The following is a 21213-nucleotide window of genomic DNA, read 5'->3' on the forward strand; positions in this document are numbered from 1 at the left end:
CTGCCCCCATTTCTGCCTCGACGCGGACTGTCGCGTGCGGATTCGCGTGTCTCGACTCTTCCAATTTATGGTTAAGAAACCCCTAAGTCGTCCACCGGAATCTTTAACGCCGCGGCAGGCGGCATGACCCTTTTCAGTATCGAGGCAGCGCATGGCAGCGACTAAAGGCGCGCTTCAAACCGACACGATCTGGTTTTAGCTAGCAGGCATGATTCTCATTTCGCGCCTTGTCTCGGTCTTTCTCCTGTCCCTGATCATTTTCGCGACCCTCTCGCCGATCGGCTTGAGGCCACATCTTGGCGACCCCAATCTGGAACGGGCGGTTGCCTATCTGCTGTTCGGTGCCGCACTCGCACTTGGCTTTCCTCACCATACCTGGCGAACGACTTTCTTCGTCGTTGGCGTAGCGGTGCTACTCGAAGCATTGCAGCTTATCGACCCCGGTCGTCATGGTCGCTTCAAGGATATGGCGGTCAAAGCCGTGGCCGGCATCCTCGGGGTTTTGATCATCACCATAGCGACGAGGGTCTTGCGTCGTTTGCGAGCCTGAAGAGGTCAAGTTTCGACGATGAAAATGCGTCTTTTCACGGCAATTTAACGCGTCCAGCCCAAGAGTAGTTTGCAATTTCGCGGGATACGCCTGCGGACGAAACCTCATTGCCACAGGGCGCGCATGTCCCGGACCGTTCCGGAAATCCAGACCTCCATGGTTGTCGCCACGCTCGGCCGTTCGCACGAGCTTGAAGGGCTGTTCAACTCGCTGGTTGGGCAAGATCGGGACGATTTCGAGGTGATCGTCGTCGACCAGAATGATGACGACCGGCTGGCACCGGTGCTGATGGCCTTTGCCGGCAAGTTGGAGATCATCCACCTGCGCACTGACAAGCGCGGCGTTTGTCGTGCCCGCAACCTGGGCGCCGCCCGCGCACGTGGGCGCTGGTTGATATTCCCAGATGACGACTGCTGGTATCCGACCGATTTCCTGTCACGCGTCGACGCATTGAGAGCGGCACATCCCGCCGACTTCTATTGCGGTCGTCCTACCGATACGACAGGCCGGACGATCATGGGCGATTTCGCCACCGAGCCAATGCCGATCGAGCGCCCGACCATCTGGACGACGCTGATCGAATGGATGCTGGTGGTCAAGAAACCGGCATTCGACGAGGCGGGCGGCTTCGACATCGCCATCGGCCCCGGCTCCGGAACCCCTTGGGGCGCCTATGAGATCCAGGATCTGGCGCTGAAGCTGCTTGCGACCGATCGGCACGGCTGGTACGACCCGGCCTTCACCGGCCATCATCCGGAAGATCGCGGCGACCAGACCACGCCCGCCGCTGTTGCCAAGATGCGCGTCTATTCCTCCGGTCTGGGTTACGTCATGCGCAAGCACGGTTATCGCTTCGTCGATTACCTGCCGCGTTTGCTGCGCCCTTTGGCCGGCGTCGCCATCTACACGTTCGCGGGCAAACCGGGCATGGCTCGTCGTTCATGGAACATTGTTGCCGGCCGCTGGTTCGGCTGGCGCGCCGCGCCCCGTACGATGACGGCTACCCGCGCCAAAGCTTCTTAAGGTTGTTTGCAACGTGCGCGCAAAACGCGTTCCGACTAATGTATTAACGGGATCGGCGTCTGGCGCGCCGCGAGGTCGGGGGCATCTTTGAGCAGAAGCATTATGTCGAATTCGCTGATCAATGCGGCGGCAGGCATGCTGCTGTTGATCATCGGCTTTGCTTGCTCAGTCATCGTCGCGCGCCTGCTTGGTCCGGCTGCCAACGGCACCGTTGCCTTTGCGCTGTGGATCGCGGCCACCGGCTCGCTGATCGCCGAACTGGGCACCGGCGTCCTGCTCCTGCGGGTCCTGCCGCAACTCGCGGCCAAGGGTGTGACTGCGCGGGAGCGTCGCGGCTTCGCTGCTTATCTGGCTTTACCAGTCCTGCTTTCCACGACACTTCTTGCCGCGCTCTACGCCCTTTTCTGCTGGAAAGGCGGCGGTCTCGAATGGACCGACGCGACAACTGGTGTCGCTGTACTCACCACCGCGCTGTTGTTCATCCAGTCGGTCGGTTCCTTTACCAAGAATTACCTGATCGGCGAAAAGCGGCTTGGCACGTTCTTCGTTTTCACCGCGATCACCTCGGTGCTGCAACTTGGCATCGTTCTCGTCGGAGCATTGTTTGCTGGTGTAGAGGGCGCGCTGCTTGGCTATATCGCCGGCCAGTCGGTCTTCTTCCTCTACACTCTGGGCATCCTTTTCACCCGGCGTAACAAGGCAGGCCAAAGCGCGCGCGCACTCGCCGCGACCTCCCTGCTTGTGTTTTTTGAATTCGTCATCACGGCAATCTTCCTGACGAGGCCGGAGCTCGTCTTCCTCCAGCATTTCCGCACGACGCAGGATGTCGGCTTCTACGCGGTCGCGCTGTCGCTGGCGAACCTTGCGCTGCAACTCCCGGTCCAGCTCACCGGCAGCCTGATCCCCTTCTATGCGGAGCGCCATGAGGCCGATGACGGCGCCGGCGGCACCGACCTCTTTGCCAGCGTGGTGCGCTCTTTCTCCTACATCACCTTTCCATTGTGCTTCGGCCTTGCTGCCGTCGCGATACCGCTTGTCGTTTCCGTCTACGGCACCGCCTTCGAGCCGGCAGGTCTCGTGGTCGCAATCCTGGCGATCGGCTCGCCCGCCTACGTCTTCATCCAGCTCACCACCCAATATCTCTACTCGAAAGACCAGATTAAGGGCCGCCTCGCCATCAGCGGCATCGGCGCGATCCTGATGGTGGCAGGCTGCCTCGTCGCCGTGCCGCTGTGGGGTATCATCGGCGCGTCGACAGTTCGCGGGGTGGTCTTTCTGGCCATGGCCGCGCTCCTGCTCTCTCGCGTAAGGCTGCAGAGCGGCGCCGGCGAATTGATCATGGTCGTGCTCAAGGTCGCATTGGCCGCGATAGTCTGTGGTGTCGCGGCACTCCTGGTCACCCAGGCACTGCACGGCGTTACGGGTATTGCTACCGGCGTTATCGTAGGTGCCATGGCCTACGCGCTGACACTGCGGCTGCTTGCTGCGGTTCCAGGCCAGGATGCGACCGTCATCGACCGGCTTCTTTCACGCCTGCCCGCTGGCATCGGACGAATCGCGAGACTGTTCTTTTCCTTCATCGCCCCTCTCCCTGCCGCGCCGCAGGTGCCGAAATGACGGCGCATTCCACGCCTCTGGAACAACACCAGACAACGGCGCGACAGTCGGCGACAAAACAGCTCTCCGCCGCATTGCCGGTCACCTTCGCCGATACAGTCGGTCTTTATTCTGCCGCCGCGCCAGGATCGGCGCCTCACGACAGTGCGGTCCTCTTCCTCAGCCCTTGGGGTTTCGAGGAGATGTGTACGCGCAAGCTCTGGCGCGATCTCGCCGAGCGCCTGGCAGCGGCTGGTGTTGCCAGCCTGCGCTTCGACTATCCGGGCACCGGAGACGCGCTGGATCGCACGGAATTCGCGGACGGCCTTGCCATCTGGGAGAGAGCGGCACTCGTGGCTGCTGAAGAACTGCGCCGGCTTTCCGGGACCTCCCGGCTTATCCTGATCGGCCATGGCCTCGGCGCAACGCTTGCCGCCCTCGTCGCGCCGCAGCTGAAAGCCCTTGATGGTGTCGCCTTGATGGCGCCGGTCGTCAATGGGCGCATGTATCTGCGGGAGCTCGCCGCCTGGTCGAAGATGGTGGACGAAGGCCTCGGCCTGCGGGATGACCAGCGCATCACCGATCATGTCGCCATAGCCGGCCTAGTCATGCCCGACGAGGTTGCCGCCCATGTCAAAAAGCTGAACATCGAAGCCATCCCCCATCTGCCTGCCCGGCGAATTTTGATGGTGGAGCGGCCGGCACGCGACAAGGATATCGCGCTGTCGGCGCACCTGACGGCACTCGGCGCCGAGGTAACCCGTCAGCCTTATCTGGGCTATGACGATCTTGTCTCGAACCCGACCATCGCCACGCAGCCGCTCACGGTCGCTGGCCAGGTGGTCGACTGGGTGGCCGATGTGGCGGTGCCTCTTGCCCACAAGAGCAGACAAGTCGCCGTTTCGACGCCCGAGCCGCTCGAAGGGCCTGACTTTGTCGAAACGCCGTTGCGTTTTGGCGCGGATGAACGTTTGTTCGGCATACTCTGTCAACCGCGCGGCGAACGGCGCGGCGCAACTGTCGTCTATCTTGGCACCGCCTATGATCGGCAGGCCGGCTGGGCACGCACGGTCACTGAAACCGCGCGCTACCTTGCATCCAACGGCGTCGCGTCACTGCGTTTCGACGCGGCCAATGTCGGCGACAGTCCGCCCGTCATAGGTGCGCCCGAACAAGTGCTCTTTTCCGATCATCAAATCGACGATGTCCGCGCCGCCTTCGACCTGCTGGATGGCATGGCGCTCGGCCTGGCGGTGCTTGCCGGCCGTTGCAGCGGCGCATATCTCGCCTTCCGCAGCGCTGCCGCCGACGAGCGTTGCAAGGCGGCTGTCGTCATCAACCCCTTCACTTTCGTCTGGGACAAGGACGAGGTGGTGGATGATGCGCTGCGCTACAATGCCCGTTCGCTCGAGGACTATAGCCGGCGCATGGTCAGCATGGACACGTTGCGCCGCCTGCGGGCCGGCCGCATCAATGTCCGCCACGCTACAGCCAATATCGCCAAGCAGCTCGCCCGCCGCGTTGCGGGTTCGATGCCGACGACATTCGCATCGCTGTCCAAATACGCTCGTCTCAAGGAGGCAACATATTCGGCGTTTCGGCGTCTCAGCCAAAGACACATGCCGCTTACGCTGATCTACAGCTCCACGGACATAGGTCTCGACCGGTTCCGCTTCTATCTCGGCAGGAAAGGCGAAGGCCTTAAGCGTTATGGCAATGTCTCGGTCGAGATCATTCCCGACGCCGACCACAACATCACGCCAGCGGCAGCCAGGATGATTGTGCGCAAGCACATTCTGGCGGCGGCTCTCAAAGCGAACGAGATACCGCCTACCTTGTAGGTGGAATGCCCGTTAGAACCGCACGGTCGATTTGGCGTTCAACGCGCTGACCTCGCCGGAGGGCTTGGTCGCGCCGGCAAGCGGAACAAGCCGCACCGCCTTGGCTTCTCCCGGCGCCAGATGGAACCAGTTATCGGACGGCCGGAAGCCGGATACGTCGACATGGACCGACTGCGCAAAACGGTCGGTGGATAGCACCAGGGACCAATGTCCCTCCTCTTCTGAAAGCACCGCCGTCAAGATTGCCTCGTGCATGGCAGCGGCGCGACCGAGCGGAAAATGAAACGCCTCGGCAATCAGGCTCTGATCGTCAGCGTCCCGCAGCCTAGCCACGGTGACATTGTGTGCCGGTGGCCCGAAGCGGAAAGCATAGGCGGTGTCGAAGAAGGCACCGAACAGGTCTGTCGCGGGCAATGTAACGCCCTGGCGGGCCCGAACGCCGAGTGTTCTCGCCCCGCGCACCACCGGCTGCGCCCCGTCACGCAGGCAGGCAATCTCGACATTGATCTGACGATCCTTGCCGCCGTCATTGACGACATGCACGTCGACGCCGTTCGTACCCTCGTCGCTCAACACGAGCTGGAGCGGCCGGAAGGCACGCTGCAATGCAAACCAGGCTGGCTTCGGCAGGCCGGTCGCATCGACAACGCCCCAGCCTGCCCCCGGCAACAGATCCTGGAATGTCCAGACCAGCGCCCCGTTGCAAGTCGAACCCGGCCGCCGCCACTCGGCGAAGGTCGCCTCCATCACCTCACCCGTCACTGCCCGCGACAGATCGAGGTAGCGGGCAGTATCCTCGCGTCGCAGCCGCGTCGGATCGACACCGTAGAGCAGGGCCAGATAATGCTCGCGGATATCCTCGAAATCCCATGACGCGTCACGGTCGCGCGGCACGGGCGCCTTCCAGCGCGGATCGTGCACCGCAGGCACCGGCAGGTGCACGTCGAGCGTCTGCTGTTCCGGCACATTGGCGAAGGCCAAGCATTCGGCGGCAAAACGCACACCAGCGCGTCGCGCATCTTCCAGCGGCCGACAATAGGCGCCAACGCCATAATAATGGGTGATGCCTTCATTGGGCGAAAACGGCATGGCCCCGCCACTCGGACTGTTCGGCACATAGGGCACGTCGGGCCTGATCTCAGCGGCGATGGCGGGCAGCAATTCGTCGACAAGCGGCCCGGACCATGCACTCGGCGGCAATCCGAGCATCGCAGCCTGCTGCGCCATTTCGCTGCCGCCGCACAACACCGCCAGCGACGGCGAGGCCGAAATGCCGCGCAGGAACTGTTCCGCTTCCTTTCGCACCAGCGCCGCGAACTCCGCGTCACCCACCGGATAGTCGAAGTTGGCGAACATGAAGTCCTGCCAGACCATGATGCCGAGCTCGTCGCACAATGCGAAGAACTCCAGCGTCTCATAGACCATGGTGCCGCCGACGCGGATCATGTTCATATCGGCATCGGCAGCGAGTTGAAGCAGCGGTGCATAACGATCGCGCTCGCCGGGAAGATCGACGATATCGGCGCTGGTCCAGGCTGCCCCTCGGCAGAAAACCCGCACGCCGTTGACGATCAGCGCGAAGTCTCGCCCGTCGGAACCGCGATCGACGGCAATACGCCTGAAGCCGGTGCGGCCGAGCGATCGGCGCTGGCCGCCACTCTGGATCTCGACATCGTGCAGCGCTGGCATGCCATGCGTGCGCGGCCACCATGCGGCAACGTTCGGGATCGAAAGACTGCCTTCGAAGTGTCCATTCTTGCCTGCAAGTTCGACCGCGCGGCCGGCACATGAAAGGCGAACCGGCTCGACAAGCCCTGGTGCGGTGAAACGAACCGCGAGCTGGCCGGTGCCGTCGTCGTCCAGTGTTGTGGCGATATGAACATCGCGCGGCGTGGCACCATCCTTCCGCGTCAGCCTGACGGGGCGATAGGGTCCTGCAGCATGGATTTCCGGACACCAACCGGGCATGTAGCCAAGCAGGGTCGTGCGGACCAGGCGCAGGCCTGGTGGCGTAATCATCTGCGGTCGCCAGCGCGCACGCGGACCGCGTTTGTCGAGATGCGGGGCCAGCGCCCGAAAGCAGAGGGCGAGACTGTCCTTGCCTGTCAATGCGACAGCTAATTCGTGTTCAATGAACATCGAATTGGAGGTCAGCACCGCATCGCCGTTCCAATACACCTCGGCAATCGTTGCGAGACCATCGAAATGCAGTATCGCAGTGCCCGGTTGTTCCCCGGTGAGGTAAAGAAAATACCAAGCGTCGGATATGTTGAGCGGTCTTGGCGCAGTCCGGTCGAATTGACCCGCTCTTTCCAACGCACCGGCGACGGTGCCGGGTACCGGCGCCTTGTACGTCTGAATAGCCGCGATATCCGCCGGCGGCTCACTCCAGGCACCGGCCGCTGTCAGCGTCATGCGCCAGCTTTGATCGAGAATGCGGCCGCTCGCGGCCGGAGTGCGCGCGCTCACCGCCTCGCTCAATCCAGTCGCCCGGCCAGGTCGCGCATCAGGGCGTCCCACGCCTCAGCGGCAGGATCGAGCGCGGTAGCCAGCGGTTCGAACTTGCGTCGCGCCACGGCGCGCGCCACCTGGAACTGCGTTGCCTTGGCGACCTCGGAGATGCGCCGGGCATGGCCAGCGGCTTCGACCAACGAACCGTCCGGACGCAGCCAATCGAGGTGGCTGGCGGCCAGTTCGAAATTAGCGCCGAGCTGACGCAGCGTGTTGAACGCATATTTGTGGAAGAAGTCGAACGGCCGCTCCGCCACCTTCTCGACCTGGCTGGGGAACAGCTTTGCGAAGGCCGCAACCGGATTGTCGGTCGGCCGCCGCGCGAAATGCTGCTTGGCCAGCCGCTCTGCCTCGGAACGCAGATGGCCCGGCGTAGGCTGTTGCGCCGGGAATTTGACGAACTCGGTATAGGGCAGGAACGGCAATTCCTCGGGCCCGTCCTTCATGTGGAACAACCCGTCGAAATCATCGCCCTCGAGCCGGAAGAAACCGGCATTGTGGAAATAGTCGATGCTACGACCGGCAACGTCGAGCCGATTGATCGCGACCGTCGTCTTGCCATGTTCGCCATGATAGCCGACGCCATGCGTGTCGGGCATGTAGAAGCTGTCCATCTCGACCAGGCAAAGCCGGCCGCGCCGCAATTGTTCGGCGACATGTGTCTCGACCCGGTCGTAGATCGCGAGTTCCGTGCTGCGAATGCCGTAAAGTGCCTCGAGGTCTTCCAATGGCACCTTGAAGAAGGTGAACTGGTCGCCTTCGAAATCCTGCATGAGCGTGAAACCCAGCATCGCCTCCGGTTCGCTGCCGAAGGCATGTAGCGTTTCGATCCACAGATCGACATAACAGTTGGTTTCCGGCCACATGCGCTCCGGCTGATGCAGCGCATGCGGCTTGTAAGTATCGGGGCCGAGCCCGCTAAAGATCGTCGGCAGCGCCAAGGTCAGAACCCGAGCGTCTTGCGAACCGGGTTCGGCCATTTATCGATGTCCAGCCCGTGATGGTGGAGCAGTGCCAGCGCAATGCGCTCCAGCCCGAAACCGACACAGGCGGAGTGGGCGACTTCGCCGCCCGCCGTGCTGATCTCCCAGCCCTTGCCGAAATGATCCTGATGATAGTTGAAGCTCATGCAGGCCGTCGGTTTGGTCGTCGACGTGATCGGGATCAACAGCTCGAACTTGAGGTTCTGGTCGCGTTGATTGTTCTTCATCATGCGTCCGGCACGGCCGAAGAACGGATCGTTGGCGACGTCGATCTCGACAGGCAGGCCGACAGAGGCCATCAGCGCCTTGCCACGCTCCATCCAGTCGTTGCGAAAGGCCATCACCTGGTCGGGCGTACCCATGCGCACATATTCGCGCATACGAAACAGCTGCATGCGGGCCGGATCGTTGGAAGGTTCGTGCCGGAAGCAGTAGGACTGCAGATCGAACAGCCCGCCGCCCTCGGGCAGCGCTCCGCGCTTGGCCACCGTTGGATAAAGCGGATAACAGGCCGCAGGCGTCAGCACGATATCGGTGCCCGCCTGGCCCTTTGTCCAGTCGTCACCGGCCTCCATGCACTGAAGCAGGTTCATGTGGTCGAGTTCGTTGCCGCAGAACGAATGCACCGTGCCAGCAAGCTGCGGGAAACTTTTCATGTAACCGCTGCCCTCGAAATGCGCGCGGTTCATGCCAGGCGGGAAGCGGATCGGCTCAGCTCCGTCGCCACTGCCGATCGTGTCGATCAGCGCCTCGAAACGGGTGATGATATTCTCGAAACGACCGCTACGGCCATAAAGGCCCTCGACGCCGGTTTCGATGAGCAGGCCGGTCTCGAACAGTCTGTCGAGAAGCGAGGTTTGCTGATCCATGACCTACCCCATCAGGCTGGTGTCCTGCTTGTGGACAAGCAGGAGGTTCGACGTGTTGCCGAGAATACGGTCGTTGGAGATCATCAATTGCGCCGAATGCGCGTCGCGCAGATGGCGGCCGAGGCTGTAGGGCGTACCGTTCTTGTAGCCAAGAATGCCGCACACCAGCATGGCGTGGTTGATGATGGTCAGGATGGTCTCCGAGGAGCCGATCTTCACATTGTTCATCGCCACCGCGAAACCGATGGAAGACAGGCGATCGTGGTCGGCCTTCGCGGCCTCGAATTCGCGCAGGCCCGCAATGATGTTGGACTTCAGAAGCTGCAGCAGGCTGGACGCTTCGGCCAGACGCAACGCGCCGGGCGGAGGCGCGCCGGGGCTCTTGCGGGCCGCTGCACGCACGAAGCTTTGGGCACGGGCCATGGCGTTGACCGCGATGCCGTACCAGACGGCGCTCCACAAAAGATGCGAGGTCGCCAGCATCGACTGCGCCGCGATCTCCGCGAAGGGCTTCGGCAATATCTGCATCGCCGGCGCATCGCCCTTGAACAGATAACCGTCCGAGCAGGTACCGCGCATGCCGAGCGTATCCCAAACCTGGGTGCGTTCCAGCGTGTACTGGTCCTTTGCGAACACCGTCATCACCTGGTCGGTGGAAGCAGCCTCCGCATTGGCGCGCGAGGTGATCAGGATGGCGTCGGCATATTCGCCGTACGAGATGACGGTAGCATCTTTCTGCAGATGGCAGTCGGCGCCGTTCACCTCGATGGCGCAGATGCTGTTGCGCAGATTGCCGCCGATGCCGCCTTCCGTGGTGGCCGAGGCAAGCAACAGCTGGTCGTCGACGACGCGGCGCATGAATGCCAGGTGCCAGTCGCTCTCTGAGCCATGCGACACCAGGCTCGAAAGCTTGATGTGGTGCATGGCAAAGACCATCGCCGCCGAGGCGCAGGACTGGCCGATGAGCGAGCAGATTTCGGCGACGTCCGAGACCGTCGCGTCCTCGCCGCCGAGACCGCCTGAGATCTGGATGGACAACAGCCGCTCAAGCCGCATGGCATCGACCGCCTCGCGCGGAAACCGGCTCTTGGCGTCGACATCGTCGGCGTGGACGGCAGCAATCGCCGCGACACGGGCGGCGCGTTCACTAAGGGTGGTGCCAGCCGGCGCGTTCATTCTCCCGCCGGAGCCCCGTTGAGAATTCCTTCCACCGCCGCGGCAATCGCCTCGACGCTCTGGAAAGTCTTGCGGTTGAGCAGCGAGTCTGGAAACTCGAGATCAAAAGCCTCTTCAAGCGCAAGCATGATCTGAACTGAGGCGAAAGAGGACAAGCCCGCAGCATAGAGATCCGACTGGTCGCCCAGCGTCTCCACACCGCCTGGCAAACCGCCACGCGCCGCCAGAATTTCACGAATTTTAGATTTTACATCGCCCACGATACTCACCCGCCGGATAGAAAATAAGAACCAGCCCTGTGCCTGCTGTATATTAGCTGCAATAAAATCGCATGAACGGAGATGGATAATAGCCAGTAAACTGGACCTGTCGTGACCAGCGGTCAAACTGTGAAGGACCAGAACAGGCAGGCCAGTGTCGCGACCGCGAAGATAACCAGGAACAGGCTGCGCAGGAGCACATTGCGCCGCAGTTCGTTCATCACCAAGTGGCAGCCGACCACCGCCGCAACGAACAGGAAACGCCAGTTCCACAGAGCCCACAACGCGCTGCTCTGACCGAAGGCCCAGCGAGCCGCTAGAGAGCCGACGATGCTGGCAAACAGCACCACCACCGCCCACACGACGATGTCGGCGGCGTTGAGCAGCACCAGGCTGGCGGCACGCAGCGGCAGCACCATCATCATCATCGCCGAAAAAAAGTAGAGCGCGGCAAGCGGCAGGAAGGTCGAGGCATTGGCAATGTCGTCCAGCCGCTTCACGCCAACGGCCCCGAATGGATAGCCGTGCTGCGCGACAGCGAAACTCAACGCCATCAGCACAGCGGAAAAAACGGCGACCAGCGCGAATGACGTGACGATCTTGCTCATGGTTCTCACCCCTACGAATCGAACGAGAACGATTTTAGCTCGATGTCGTAAACCGCCGGTAAGCCGCGAGCACGAACGCAGGCCCCGGCATGTCAGATCGCGCCGGCGGCGCCTTTGTGTGCGGCCTCGGTACGAGCCTTGAGGTCCCGCAGCGTCTTCAATTCCAGCGCGGTCGGTTCCGGCGTCACTTGAATGTCGTCGGCAAATTTCACCGTCCAGCCGCAGGTCTCTTGAACCTGCGCACGCCTAACACCTGGATGCAACGACACGACGGTGAATTCCTTCGTATCGGGATCCGGCCGCCAGATGGCGAGATCGGTGATCAGCAGCGTCGGCCCTTTCGTGCCGATGCCAAGACGCTGCCGATGGTCGCCGCCTTCGCCATGACCGAACGATGTGTAGAAATCGATCTTGTCGACCATTCCGCGCTTCGACTGCGTCATGGTGATGTAGACCTCGCGCGACGAGGTTGCGATCTCCGGCGCGCCGCCGCCGCCGGGCAGTCGTGTCTTCGGGTGGTCGTAATTGCCGATGACCGTTGTGTTGATATTGCCGAACCGGTCGATCTGGGCCGCCCCCAGAAAACCGATGCTGATGCGCCCGCCCTGCAGCCAGTGGCGAAACATTTCGGGCACCGAGACGGTGGTGATCGCCGTCTCGCACAATTCGCCGTCGCCGATGGAGAGCGGCAGCACGTCCGGTGCCGTGCCGATCGTGCCGCTCTCATAGATCAGGGTAATGTCCGGCGCATGCGTCAGCCGCGCCACATTGCAGGCTGCCGAAGGCGCGCCGATGCCGACGAAGCAGACATCGTCGTTCTTCAAGGCGCGCGATGCGGCAATCGTCATCATCTCATTCGGCGAGAACGCGCTCATGCGGCCTTCCTCAAATGCTCGACCCTGGCTGCAAAGTCGCCGGCATCCGCCTCGGTGACATTCTTTTGCATCCAGTCGCGGAACCGCTCGCGGTCGGCCGCAATCTCATCCCATTCCAGATAGGCGGCATTGTCGCGGGCGTAGTAGCCATGCGCATAGGACGGATGCGATCCGCCCGGAACTACCGCGATCGCCGTCACCGTCCAAGCTGGCAACACCGTCAGGTTCGGGTGCAGGTCGTCGAAATCCTCGACCACTTCCTCGACGGTCACGACAGCCCGGCTTGCGGCAAGAACAGCTTCCTTCTGTATGCCGATGATCCCTTCCACCAGCACATCGCCCCGCCGATTGGCCTTCTGGGCGTGGATGAAGGTGACATCGGGCCTGAGCGCCGGCACCGCTGCCAGGACCTCGCCAGTGAAAGGGCAGGTCACTTCCCTGATGTTGGGATTGACCGCGGCCAGCCCAGCACCGCGATAGCCGCGAAACACGGCACAGGGCAGACCCGCCGCGCCCGCCTCATAGGCGTTGGCCATCGCGGCATGGCTGTGCTCCTCGATCTCTAGTCGGTGCGGATATTCGTTCTCGACCGCGTCACGCAGACGGCGCAACAGACCGACGCCGGGATTGCCCGCATAAGAGAAGACGATCTTGCGCGCCATGCCCATGCCGATCATCTGGTCGTAGATCAGGTCGGGCGTCATGCGCACCAGTGTCAGGTCTTTGAAACCCTGGCGGATTGCCTCATGCGCGGCGGCGGTCGGGATGAGATGGGTGAACCCCTCGAACGCGACGGTGTCGCCATCATGAAGGTTCTCGGCCACCGCCTGTTTGAGAGGCAGGAATTTCGCCATTAGCGCCTCATTTCAAAAAAGTTCGCATTGCGAACATATGTTTCCTATGCGATACAAGCTAGATGGACGATAGCGACGAGTCAACGGAAGCTGACCGGCGTGACCATGTCGGCTCGCTGGCGCGCGGTCTTCAGGTGATGGAAGCGCTCGCCCGCCATCCAACGGGCGCTACGCTCACCGAAATGGCTACGGAGATTGGCCTGACGCGCGCCGCGGCGCGCCGCTTGCTTCTGACGCTGGTGTCGACCGGCTACGCCACCCAGGATGGCCGGCGCTTCATGCTGTCGTCAAAGCTCATCTCGGTGGCACGCGGTTGGATCGGAGGGGCTTCCTTGTGGAGTTTTGCCGAGCCGTTCATGCGGGATGTCTCAACCGTCCTGGGCGAATCCTGCTCGGCAGCCGTGCTGTCCGGCGACGATGTCGTCTATGTCGCCCGCGTACCCGGCCGCCGTATCCTGAGCGTCGCCCTTCACGTCGGCACCAGGCTACCGGCCTATTGCACGTCGATGGGCCGCGTCCTGCTCTCGGGCCTGACGGACGATGAACTCCGCGCATTTCTGGCCGAAACCGCCCTCGTGCAGCGGACACCGAAAACGGTGACATCGGCGGAAAGGCTAGCCGCGCTTGTCGCCAAGGCCCGGGAAGAAGGCCATGCAATCGTCGACGAGGAACTGGAACTTGGCCTCAGGTCAATCGCCGTACCCATCCGCAACCGCAATGGCGCGATCGAGGCCGCGATCAATGTTTCCACGCAGGCCGCGCGCTTCTCCATACGCGACTTGCGAGACGAAATCCTCCCGCACCTGACCGGCGCAGCGAAACGTATCGAAGACTATTTCGTGGTGGAGTAAGGCCCGCCTCGGGATCGTCTGTCGTCGCGTGTTTTTTCAAAACCGCCGCAGCCGCCCCCGCGTCATCATCGCCTCAGCGTCTTAGACGCTTTCGCGCGCGAATGACGAATTCGCGATGATGATGGACACCCCTGCATCCTCCAGCATCCTCGCATCCGCGTCGCTCAGCCCATCGTCGGTGACGACGGCACTAACGCGCTGAAGCGGCAGCACGGCATGGCGCGGCCGGATCGAGAACTTGCGGCTGTCGGCAAGCAGGATCACCTGGTCCGCACGGCGACTGAAATTCTCGACCACGACCCTCAACAGGGGGTGCGATTCGAGCAGCCCTTCCGCGCCGACGCCTTGCGCACCAAGGAAGAATTTCGATGCATAGAAATTGGGGGCGCCCGCCGAAACATCGTGAATGATCGAAGGCTCGCGATAGAGCTCGCCACCGGCAATCGCCAGATGACAGGAGCCATGCTCGCCGAGATAGGCCGCAAGCGGCATGGAGTTCGTGTAGATGCGAACATTGCGATTGGCGAGCCGAGAGCCAAACTCAAAGCAGGTCGAGCCGGCGTTGATGATGAGCGAATCGCCATCCCGCACCAAAGTTTCGGCCTGCGCGGCTATGGCACGCTTCGCTTCAACAGCGAGATCGCGATTTTCGTCATAAGGACGGGCGGCGAGGCCGGCACCTTCAACGGAGGCGATACCGCCATGCACCTTCCGGACCTTGCCCATTTCATGCAAACGGTCGATATCGCGACGGATGGTTGCCGCCGAAACGTTCAGACGCTCCTGCAAATCGCGAACGGAAGCGAACGGCACCCGGCCCAGCATCTCGGCGATGGCGACATGGCGATCCGAATCACGCATGATTGCACTGCTCCATTTTGATCAAATTACGTCATGATTCTTGGTGCAACAAGCCGAATTGACACACTTCGCACCGCTTGTTGACGAAATAACTTCAAGCTCGTACCTTCCTCGCATTGACGCTCCGACGAATGACGGCGACCACTTGCTGGCAGATTCGCGTGGAACTTATCAGGAGGTGCGGAGATGAAATCGACTGTCGTCTCGGCATTGCCAGAGGATTTTCGCCAATTCCTGGCCCTCTCGGCCGAGATCGGCCGGGATATCCTGAAGACGCAAGGGGCCGGCGGCAACACTTCGATCAAACATGGCGACTGCCTCTGGGTGAAGGCCTCCGGCACATGGCTGGCCAACGCGCTCGATGGCAACATCATGGTGCCGGTCGACCGGGTTGGCCTGCTCGAAGCCTTGCGGGCGGGTGATGAAAGAGCTGAAAAGGCCACGGCCTTCATCCGCAACGACCTCGATCCCGGCGCCTTGCGCCCATCGATCGAGACCACCCTTCATGCGGCATTGCCGCAGCGGGTCATTGCCCACTTCCACTGTGTTCACACCATCGCGCTGGCGGTGCTCGCACGACGAGAGGACTTGATCGCCAACCGGATGGCGCATGTTCCCGACTTGAAGTGGGCGCTGGTGCCCTACCATCGTCCGGGCATACCCTTGGCGCAGACTATCGACAGCATTGCCGAAACCCGCCCGGACGTCATCATCCTGGCCAACCACGGGCTGATTGTCTGTGGCGAAACGATCGATGAGGTCCGCAACCGTATCCAACGCGTTACGACGGCGCTTGCCGGCACATCCCGGCACACGCCCGCTCCGGCCTTGCTCTCTCTCGAAGGGATATGCCGCGATACCGCCTATCGTCCGGCGCGCGACGCAGAAACGCATGCAACCGCCCTTTATTCGCAGAACATCCAGATAGCGACCGGTGGTTCCCTTTACCCCGATCACGTCATCTTCCTCGGCACAAGGATCGGACTGCTCGCGGACGGCCAAGTCGTGAGCGACTTTACCTCGATCTTTGAGCGGCGTGGCGAACAACCGCCAAAACTGATCATCGCGCCGGGGATAGGTGTCCTCTTGCCGCAAGACATGACCACGGGCGGCGAGGCGATGGCCCGTTGTTTGAGTGAAGTCGTTTCGCGCATTCCCGACGGTGAGCCGATCATCTACCTGACCAAGCCTGACGAATATGCCTTGACCGGATGGGAGGCTGAAAAATACAGGCAGTCGTTCGACCGCGGGCAGAACGCGCAATGAAGCCAGCAGGCTCTTCGCATGACACGGCGATTGCGATCGGCATCGATGTCGGAACCTCCGGCGTCCGCGCCGCCGCCGTAAATGCCGATGGTGCTTGCCTGGCCTTCGCGCAGCAACACTTCGAGACAAGTGAGGACGCCAGATCCCCCATGCGGTGGCTGGCTGGCGTCCGCGCCTGCTTGCACGATCTGACGCAGCAAATCCCCCTTGCGACCGTTCAAGGCGTCGCGGTCGATGGTACCTCCGGCACGCTCCTGGCGGTGGACGCCAATGGCGCTCCGGTCGCGGGCGCCCTCATGTACAATGAGCCATGTCCCGATCGGCAGATCCTCGAGACGATCTCGCGTCACGCCCCTGCCAACAGCCCGGCTCTCGGCACGAACTCGGCCCTGGCGCGCGCCATTCATCTCAGCCGGCGTCCCGGCGTTGCTCGTATCCTGCACCAGGCCGACTGGATCGCCTTGCAACTTGCGCCAGATCATCTGGCGACCGACGAGAACAATGCGCTGAAGACCGGATACGATCTTGAGCTTGAGGTGTGGCCGGACTGGATCGAAGCGGCAGACATGGACCGAGCGCTCCTGCCCGAAGTCCACCGCGCAGGCGACCCTCTCGGCCTCGTTGGACGCACCGCCCGCGACCTCGGGCTCCCAGCACATTGCCGGCTCCATGCCGGAACCACAGACGGCTGCGCGGCCTTTCTAGCCACGGGTGCCAACAGGATTGGCGACGGCGTCACCTCACTCGGCTCGACCCTGGTTCTCAAGCTGGCGTCAGACAAGCCGCTCAATGTTGGTCGCCATGGTATCTACAGCCATCGAATTCGCGACTTCTGGCTGGTCGGCGGCGCCTCCAACAGCGGCGGCGGCGTGATCAGGGCGCTGATCGGCGACGACCGGCTGGCGGAACTCACCGGACGCCTTCGCCCGCATGAACCGACTGGATTGGACTATTATCCGCTGATCCGGCCCGGCGAGCGTTTTCCCATCAACGATCCCGAGCTTCCTCCCCGGCTCCAGCCACGGCCATCAGACGATGCCGTTTATTTTCAGGCCATCCTGGAAGGCATCACCCGGGTAGAACAGCTCGGTTATCGCCGCCTCCAGGAGTTGGGCGCGCCGACATTGAAGACGATCCGCACCGTTGGAGGCGGCAGCCACAACCCTGCCTGGACCGAGCTCCGGCAACAGGCGCTAGGCGTAACATTCCTCGGCTCCCAGTCGACGGAGGCCGCCGTCGGCACCGCATCCTTGGCCCTTCCGCTGGCGGCGAGAAGTTCATGAAAACCGCCCTGCCCCTGGTCGATTTCGCCGAACTGGCCGATCGATACGATGTGTTTTTTCTCGACCAGTTCGGCGTGCTGCGAGATGACGTCCAGCCCTATCCCGGAGCGGCCGAGGCGCTGCTTGCCTTGAAAGAACGCGGCAAGATCGTCGTGATCCTATCGAATTCGGGACGCAGCAGCGACTTCAACGCCAAACGCTTCGTCAAGCTCGGCTTCGACGCGAGCAGTTTCGACCACTTCATCACCTCCGGGGAAGTCGCCTTTTCGATCCTCGCCGAAGCAATGGCCCGTGGCGCAATCCGGCGCAGTTTCGTCATTTCCAGCGACGGCGATGATGAGGTCTCGCAACGTCTCGGCCTGGAGGCGACAGACGTGGCTGGCGATGCCGACGTCGTCGTCATTTCCGGCAGCCAGGCCGAGCGCATATCGCTCGACCGCTATCGCGACATGCTGCGACCCGCCGCAAGGAGAGGCGTGCCCTGCTATTGCACCAATCCCGATCTTTACAAGCTCGTCCAGGGCGGCCAGGCGCCCGGCGCGGGCATGATCGCCAATCTCTATGAGGAACTCGGCGGCAAGGTCGTGCGGATTGGAAAACCTTACCCGGAAATCTATGCCTTCGCCCTCTCCAAGGTTGAGGGCCACGGCAAGGTCGTTTGTGTCGGCGACAGCCTCGACCACGACATTGCCGGCGCGGCCGGCGCCGGGCTGGACTCGGTGCTTGTCCTGACCGGGTTGCAACAGGGGACGACCGGGGAAACGATTGCCGTCACCTCGGCGGCGCTCGGCGTACGGCCGACATTTCTGATGCATCGCTTCGCGAAATAGCCGCCCACCCGACCATGGTGAGATGATCCCCGCACGAACTCCCTACGACAAGGTTTGGGCGAGTGGGGCCGGCACCGCTTTCGAGACGGCGGGCGTCACCTCTTGCAGGCGACGGCCGCTATCGGCGTCGAACAGCTGCACGTCGGCGGGATCGACCGAGAAGAAGAACGGCTGGCCCGATTGCATGTCGTCGCGCAAGGCGACATGCACGATCATCGCCTGCCCGCCAAACGAGCTGTGCAGCAGTTTGGCGATGCCGAGTTCCTCGGCAAAATCGAAGCGCGCCGAAAGCGGACCGGATCCGAACTTCACCGCTTCGGCACGGAAGCCGGTAGTTACCGGTCCATGGCCGATATCGGGCCAACGATTGCGGTCGTAGGCGAGTTGCTGGCCGTCAGGCAACTTGACGATACCTTCATCAGGATGGGCCGCGCCCTTGAGCAGGTTGAGGCCCGGCGAACCGATGAAGTTGGCGACATAGGTGGTTTCCGGCCGGCCGTAGACTTCGCTCGGCGTGCCGATCTGCTCGATGCCGCCTTTGTTCATGACCACGATACGGTCGGCCAGCGTCATCGCCTCCACCTGGTCGTGGGTGACAAACAGGGTAGTGGCGCCGAGGCGCTGGTGCAGTTTGCGGATCTCGACGCGCATGGCCACGCGCAGCGTGGCATCCAGGTTCGACAATGGCTCGTCGTAGAGGAAAACTTTCGGCTCGCGGATCATGGCGCGGCCCATGGCCACGCGCTGCCGCTGTCCGCCGGAAAGCTGGGCCGGCTTGCGTTCGAGATAATCGGTGAGGCCGAGTGTCGCCGCCACCTTGTTGACGCGCTCGGCACGCTCGGCCTTCGGAAGTCCGGCGATCTTCAGCGAGTAGCCGATGTTCTTCGCCACCGACATGTGCGGATAAAGCGCATAATTCTGGAACACCATGGCGCAGCCGCGCTCGCGTGGCTCCAGTTTGTTGACCACTCGGCCAGCGATTGCCACCTCGCCCGAAGTGATCGATTCCAGGCCGGCGACCATGCGCAGCAGCGTGGATTTCCCGCAGCCCGAAGGACCGAGAATGACGATCAGCTCGCCACCGGCGACATCGAGGTTCACGCCATGCACGACTTCGTTCTTGGCGTAGGACTTGCGCACATTGCGCAGGGTGATTTCGGCCATCGGGTGTTATCCCTTATTTTTCGGTGGAGATGAGGCCGCGCACGAACCAGCGCTGCAGGAAGATGGTGACGAGCACCGGTGGCGTCAGCACGATGAGGTTGGCCGCCATGGCGACGTTCCAGATCGGCGGCTCGCCGAAGACCGGACCGGGCACGATCTTCTGAAGTTGCATGGTCGCGGTGGCGAAGTTCTGCTGATCGGTCACCACCAGCAGCGGCCATAGATACTGGTTCCACGACCATACGAACATGATGGTGGCGAGCGCCGCCATATTGGTCTTGGACAATGGCATCAGCACTTCGAGAAAGAACCGCACCGGCCCGGAACCGTCCATCTTGGCGGCTTCGGTCAGCTCGTCGGGAACGGTGAGAAAGAACTGACGGTAGAGAAAAGTGCCGGTTGCGGTGGCGATCAGCGGCAGGATCAGGCCAGAATAGGAGTTAAGCAGGTTCCATTCCGGCAGGGCTACCGCGATGCCGAACAGCTCGAAGATCGCCCTGAATGGCCGAAGCGCGTCGGCGGCAACGGCATAGGTCGGCACGATGCGCACTTCCAGCGGCAGCATTAGGGTGATGAAGATCAGCCAGAACATCACCATTCTCAGCCGATATCGGAAATAGACGATCGAGAAAGCCGAGAGCGCCGCGATCACGATCTTGCCGATGGTGACGCCGCCGGCGACGATGATCGAGTTCAGCATCACCCGACTGAAGTTTCCACGCTCCCAGGCGGTGGCCATGTTCTCGAGGAAATGGCTGCCGGGCCAAAGCGGCATCGGAACCTGGTTCACGGTATGGAAGTCGTGGCTCGCCGCCACGAAGATGATCCAGAAGGGGATGAGCAGCGCCACCAGGCTGACGATGAGCAGCGCGTGGGTGAGGAAGTCGAGGACAGGGGTGCGTTCGATCACGGCTCGACCTCGGCTCAGCGGTAGTGGACACGCCGCTCGACGAAGCGGAACTGGATGAAAGTCAGCGCGATGACCAACAGCATCAGCACGATCGATTGGGCGGCGGCGAGCGAGTAGTCCTTGCCCTGGAAACCGTCGGTGTAGATCTTGTAGACCATCAGCTCGGTGGCGCGCGCTGGCCCACCCGAGGTGGTGATGTCGACGATGCCGAAACTGTCGACGAAGCTGTCGGTGATGTTGATCACGATCAGGAAGAACAGCGTCGGCGTGATCAACGGCAACTGGATATCCCACATGCGTCTTAGCACGCTGGCACCGTCCACGGCGCCGGCTTCCGAGATCGTGCGCGGGATCGACTGCAGCGCCGCCAGGAAGAAGATGAAGTTGTAGCCGACCATCTTCCAGCTCTGCGCCAGCACGATAAGCGTGAAGGCGTCGTAGCCGTTGAGCGCAGGGTTCCAGAAACCGGGAAATGCGCGGTTGATAACCGATACGAAGCCGGCGTCCGGCGAGAAGATGAAGCGAAAGGCGAGACCGACCGCAGGTGCCGCCAAAGCGTAGGGCAGGAAGAAGGTGAATTTATAGACCTGATGGCCGGGCAGCCGGCGGTCGACGAAGAGCGCAAGCAGCGTGGCGATGGCGAGCGAGAGCACCGTTGCCGAGAAGGCGAATGTCAGCGAGACCCACACCGAGGCCCAGTATTTCGGATCCTGGAACACGGTTGTGAAATTCTGCAAGCCAACCCACTGGTTGCTGCCGCCGAACGGCGGCTCCAGCGTGACCGCCCAATAAAGCGCTTCGCCGGAAGGCCAGTAGAAGAAAACGAAGATAAGAAGCATCTGCGGGGCAATGAAAGCTGCCGCCAGCCAGAGGTTGGAGAAGGTCGCACGCTTTTCCACGCG

20 protein-coding genes are annotated in these 21213 nt (G+C 62.2%); 8 read left to right on the forward strand and 12 right to left on the reverse strand.

Features of this window, described 5'->3' with window-relative positions; translation table 11 throughout:
* Positions 1-208 precede the first annotated feature (208 nt).
* The 4 genes from AB4136_RS21670 (at position 209) to AB4136_RS21685 (ending at position 5010) form a co-directional block, all read left to right on the forward strand.
* A complete protein-coding gene (locus tag AB4136_RS21670; RefSeq protein WP_137901170.1) occupies positions 209-550 on the forward strand; it encodes a VanZ family protein in 342 nt (113 codons plus the stop codon).
* Positions 551-673: 123 nt separating this feature from the next.
* Positions 674-1573: a glycosyltransferase family 2 protein gene (locus tag AB4136_RS21675; RefSeq protein WP_051512159.1), complete on the forward strand. Its 900-nt coding sequence runs from the start codon at positions 674-676 to the stop codon at positions 1571-1573.
* A gap of 102 nt (positions 1574-1675) precedes the next feature.
* Positions 1676-3190 carry an oligosaccharide flippase family protein gene (locus AB4136_RS21680; protein WP_051504815.1) on the forward strand — a complete coding sequence of 505 codons (1515 nt, stop codon included), beginning with the start codon at positions 1676-1678 and terminating at the stop codon, positions 3188-3190.
* The gene (locus AB4136_RS21685; RefSeq protein ID WP_036254580.1) at positions 3187-5010 is read left to right on the forward strand and encodes an alpha/beta fold hydrolase; all 1824 of its coding nucleotides are present in this window, start codon (positions 3187-3189) and stop codon (positions 5008-5010) included. Before AB4136_RS21680 ends, AB4136_RS21685 begins: the two co-directional genes overlap by 4 nt.
* A gap of 12 nt (positions 5011-5022) precedes the next feature.
* Here AB4136_RS21685 and AB4136_RS21690 read toward each other — a convergent pair whose 3' ends face one another.
* The 8 genes from AB4136_RS21690 to AB4136_RS21725 all read right to left on the reverse strand — a co-directional run bounded on the left by AB4136_RS21690 (position 5023) and on the right by AB4136_RS21725 (position 13146).
* Positions 5023-7479, reverse strand: a complete 2457-nt coding sequence (locus AB4136_RS21690) for a glycoside hydrolase family 2 protein (protein ID WP_036254615.1) — start codon at positions 7477-7479, stop codon at positions 5023-5025.
* An 8-nt stretch (positions 7480-7487) separates the two neighbouring features.
* Positions 7488-8501, reverse strand: a complete 1014-nt coding sequence (locus tag AB4136_RS21695; RefSeq protein WP_081766823.1) for a DUF1839 family protein — start codon at positions 8499-8501, stop codon at positions 7488-7490.
* The gene (locus tag AB4136_RS21700; protein ID WP_024922723.1) at positions 8465-9373 is read right to left on the reverse strand and encodes an amino acid--[acyl-carrier-protein] ligase; all 909 of its coding nucleotides are present in this window, start codon (positions 9371-9373) and stop codon (positions 8465-8467) included. The genes AB4136_RS21695 and AB4136_RS21700 overlap by 37 nt, the downstream gene beginning before the upstream one ends.
* 3 nt (positions 9374-9376) lie before the next feature.
* Positions 9377-10549: an acyl-CoA dehydrogenase family protein gene (locus tag AB4136_RS21705; RefSeq protein WP_024922724.1), complete on the reverse strand. Its 1173-nt coding sequence runs from the start codon at positions 10547-10549 to the stop codon at positions 9377-9379.
* Positions 10546-10809, reverse strand: a complete 264-nt coding sequence (locus AB4136_RS21710; RefSeq protein ID WP_036254612.1) for an acyl carrier protein — start codon at positions 10807-10809, stop codon at positions 10546-10548. Before AB4136_RS21710 ends, AB4136_RS21705 begins: the two co-directional genes overlap by 4 nt.
* Positions 10810-10931: 122 nt before the next feature.
* Entirely contained in the window at positions 10932-11417 is a 486-nt protein-coding gene (locus AB4136_RS21715; protein ID WP_024922726.1) for a hypothetical protein, read from the reverse strand.
* A 92-nt stretch (positions 11418-11509) separates the two neighbouring features.
* Positions 11510-12292, reverse strand: a complete 783-nt coding sequence (locus tag AB4136_RS21720) for a CoA-transferase subunit beta (protein ID WP_024922727.1) — start codon at positions 12290-12292, stop codon at positions 11510-11512.
* The gene (locus tag AB4136_RS21725; RefSeq protein ID WP_024922728.1) at positions 12289-13146 is read right to left on the reverse strand and encodes a CoA transferase subunit A; all 858 of its coding nucleotides are present in this window, start codon (positions 13144-13146) and stop codon (positions 12289-12291) included. Before AB4136_RS21725 ends, AB4136_RS21720 begins: the two co-directional genes overlap by 4 nt.
* 62 nt (positions 13147-13208) lie before the next feature.
* Between AB4136_RS21725 and AB4136_RS21730 the strand changes: the two genes are divergently transcribed.
* A complete protein-coding gene (locus AB4136_RS21730) occupies positions 13209-13997 on the forward strand; it encodes an IclR family transcriptional regulator domain-containing protein (protein WP_024922729.1) in 789 nt (262 codons plus the stop codon).
* A gap of 81 nt (positions 13998-14078) precedes the next feature.
* Here AB4136_RS21730 and AB4136_RS21735 read toward each other — a convergent pair whose 3' ends face one another.
* Positions 14079-14858: a DeoR/GlpR family DNA-binding transcription regulator gene (locus AB4136_RS21735; RefSeq protein ID WP_024922730.1), complete on the reverse strand. Its 780-nt coding sequence runs from the start codon at positions 14856-14858 to the stop codon at positions 14079-14081.
* Between the two features lie 186 nt (positions 14859-15044).
* On the opposite strand from AB4136_RS21735, the gene AB4136_RS21740 reads away from it, so the two are divergent.
* Genes AB4136_RS21740 through AB4136_RS21750 form a run of 3 tightly spaced genes read left to right on the forward strand, consistent with a single transcriptional unit; the run spans position 15045 to position 18237 of the window.
* On the forward strand, positions 15045-16124 hold the full coding sequence (locus AB4136_RS21740; RefSeq protein WP_024922731.1) for a class II aldolase/adducin family protein: 1080 nt from the start codon (positions 15045-15047) through the stop codon (positions 16122-16124).
* Positions 16121-17407 carry an FGGY-family carbohydrate kinase gene (locus AB4136_RS21745; RefSeq protein ID WP_024922732.1) on the forward strand — a complete coding sequence of 429 codons (1287 nt, stop codon included), beginning with the start codon at positions 16121-16123 and terminating at the stop codon, positions 17405-17407. Before AB4136_RS21740 ends, AB4136_RS21745 begins: the two co-directional genes overlap by 4 nt.
* On the forward strand, positions 17404-18237 hold the full coding sequence (locus AB4136_RS21750) for a TIGR01459 family HAD-type hydrolase (protein WP_024922733.1): 834 nt from the start codon (positions 17404-17406) through the stop codon (positions 18235-18237). The genes AB4136_RS21745 and AB4136_RS21750 overlap by 4 nt, the downstream gene beginning before the upstream one ends.
* A 42-nt stretch (positions 18238-18279) precedes the next feature.
* Here AB4136_RS21750 and ugpC read toward each other — a convergent pair whose 3' ends face one another.
* From ugpC to AB4136_RS21765, 3 genes are read right to left on the reverse strand one after another with little or no spacing between them, the layout of a single operon-like run.
* Entirely contained in the window at positions 18280-19401 is a 1122-nt protein-coding gene (ugpC, locus tag AB4136_RS21755; protein WP_137901171.1) for a sn-glycerol-3-phosphate ABC transporter ATP-binding protein UgpC, read from the reverse strand.
* 13 nt (positions 19402-19414) lie between these two features.
* Positions 19415-20311 carry an ABC transporter permease subunit gene (locus tag AB4136_RS21760; protein WP_024922735.1) on the reverse strand — a complete coding sequence of 299 codons (897 nt, stop codon included), beginning with the start codon at positions 20309-20311 and terminating at the stop codon, positions 19415-19417.
* A gap of 14 nt (positions 20312-20325) precedes the next feature.
* Positions 20326-21210: an ABC transporter permease subunit gene (locus tag AB4136_RS21765; protein WP_024922736.1), complete on the reverse strand. Its 885-nt coding sequence runs from the start codon at positions 21208-21210 to the stop codon at positions 20326-20328.
* Positions 21211-21213: the final 3 nt, after the last annotated feature.

Origin of the sequence: Mesorhizobium sp. 2RAF21, from assembly GCF_052115345.1 — a bacterium.
Classification (GTDB): Bacteria; Pseudomonadota; Alphaproteobacteria; order Rhizobiales; family Rhizobiaceae; genus Mesorhizobium; species Mesorhizobium terrae.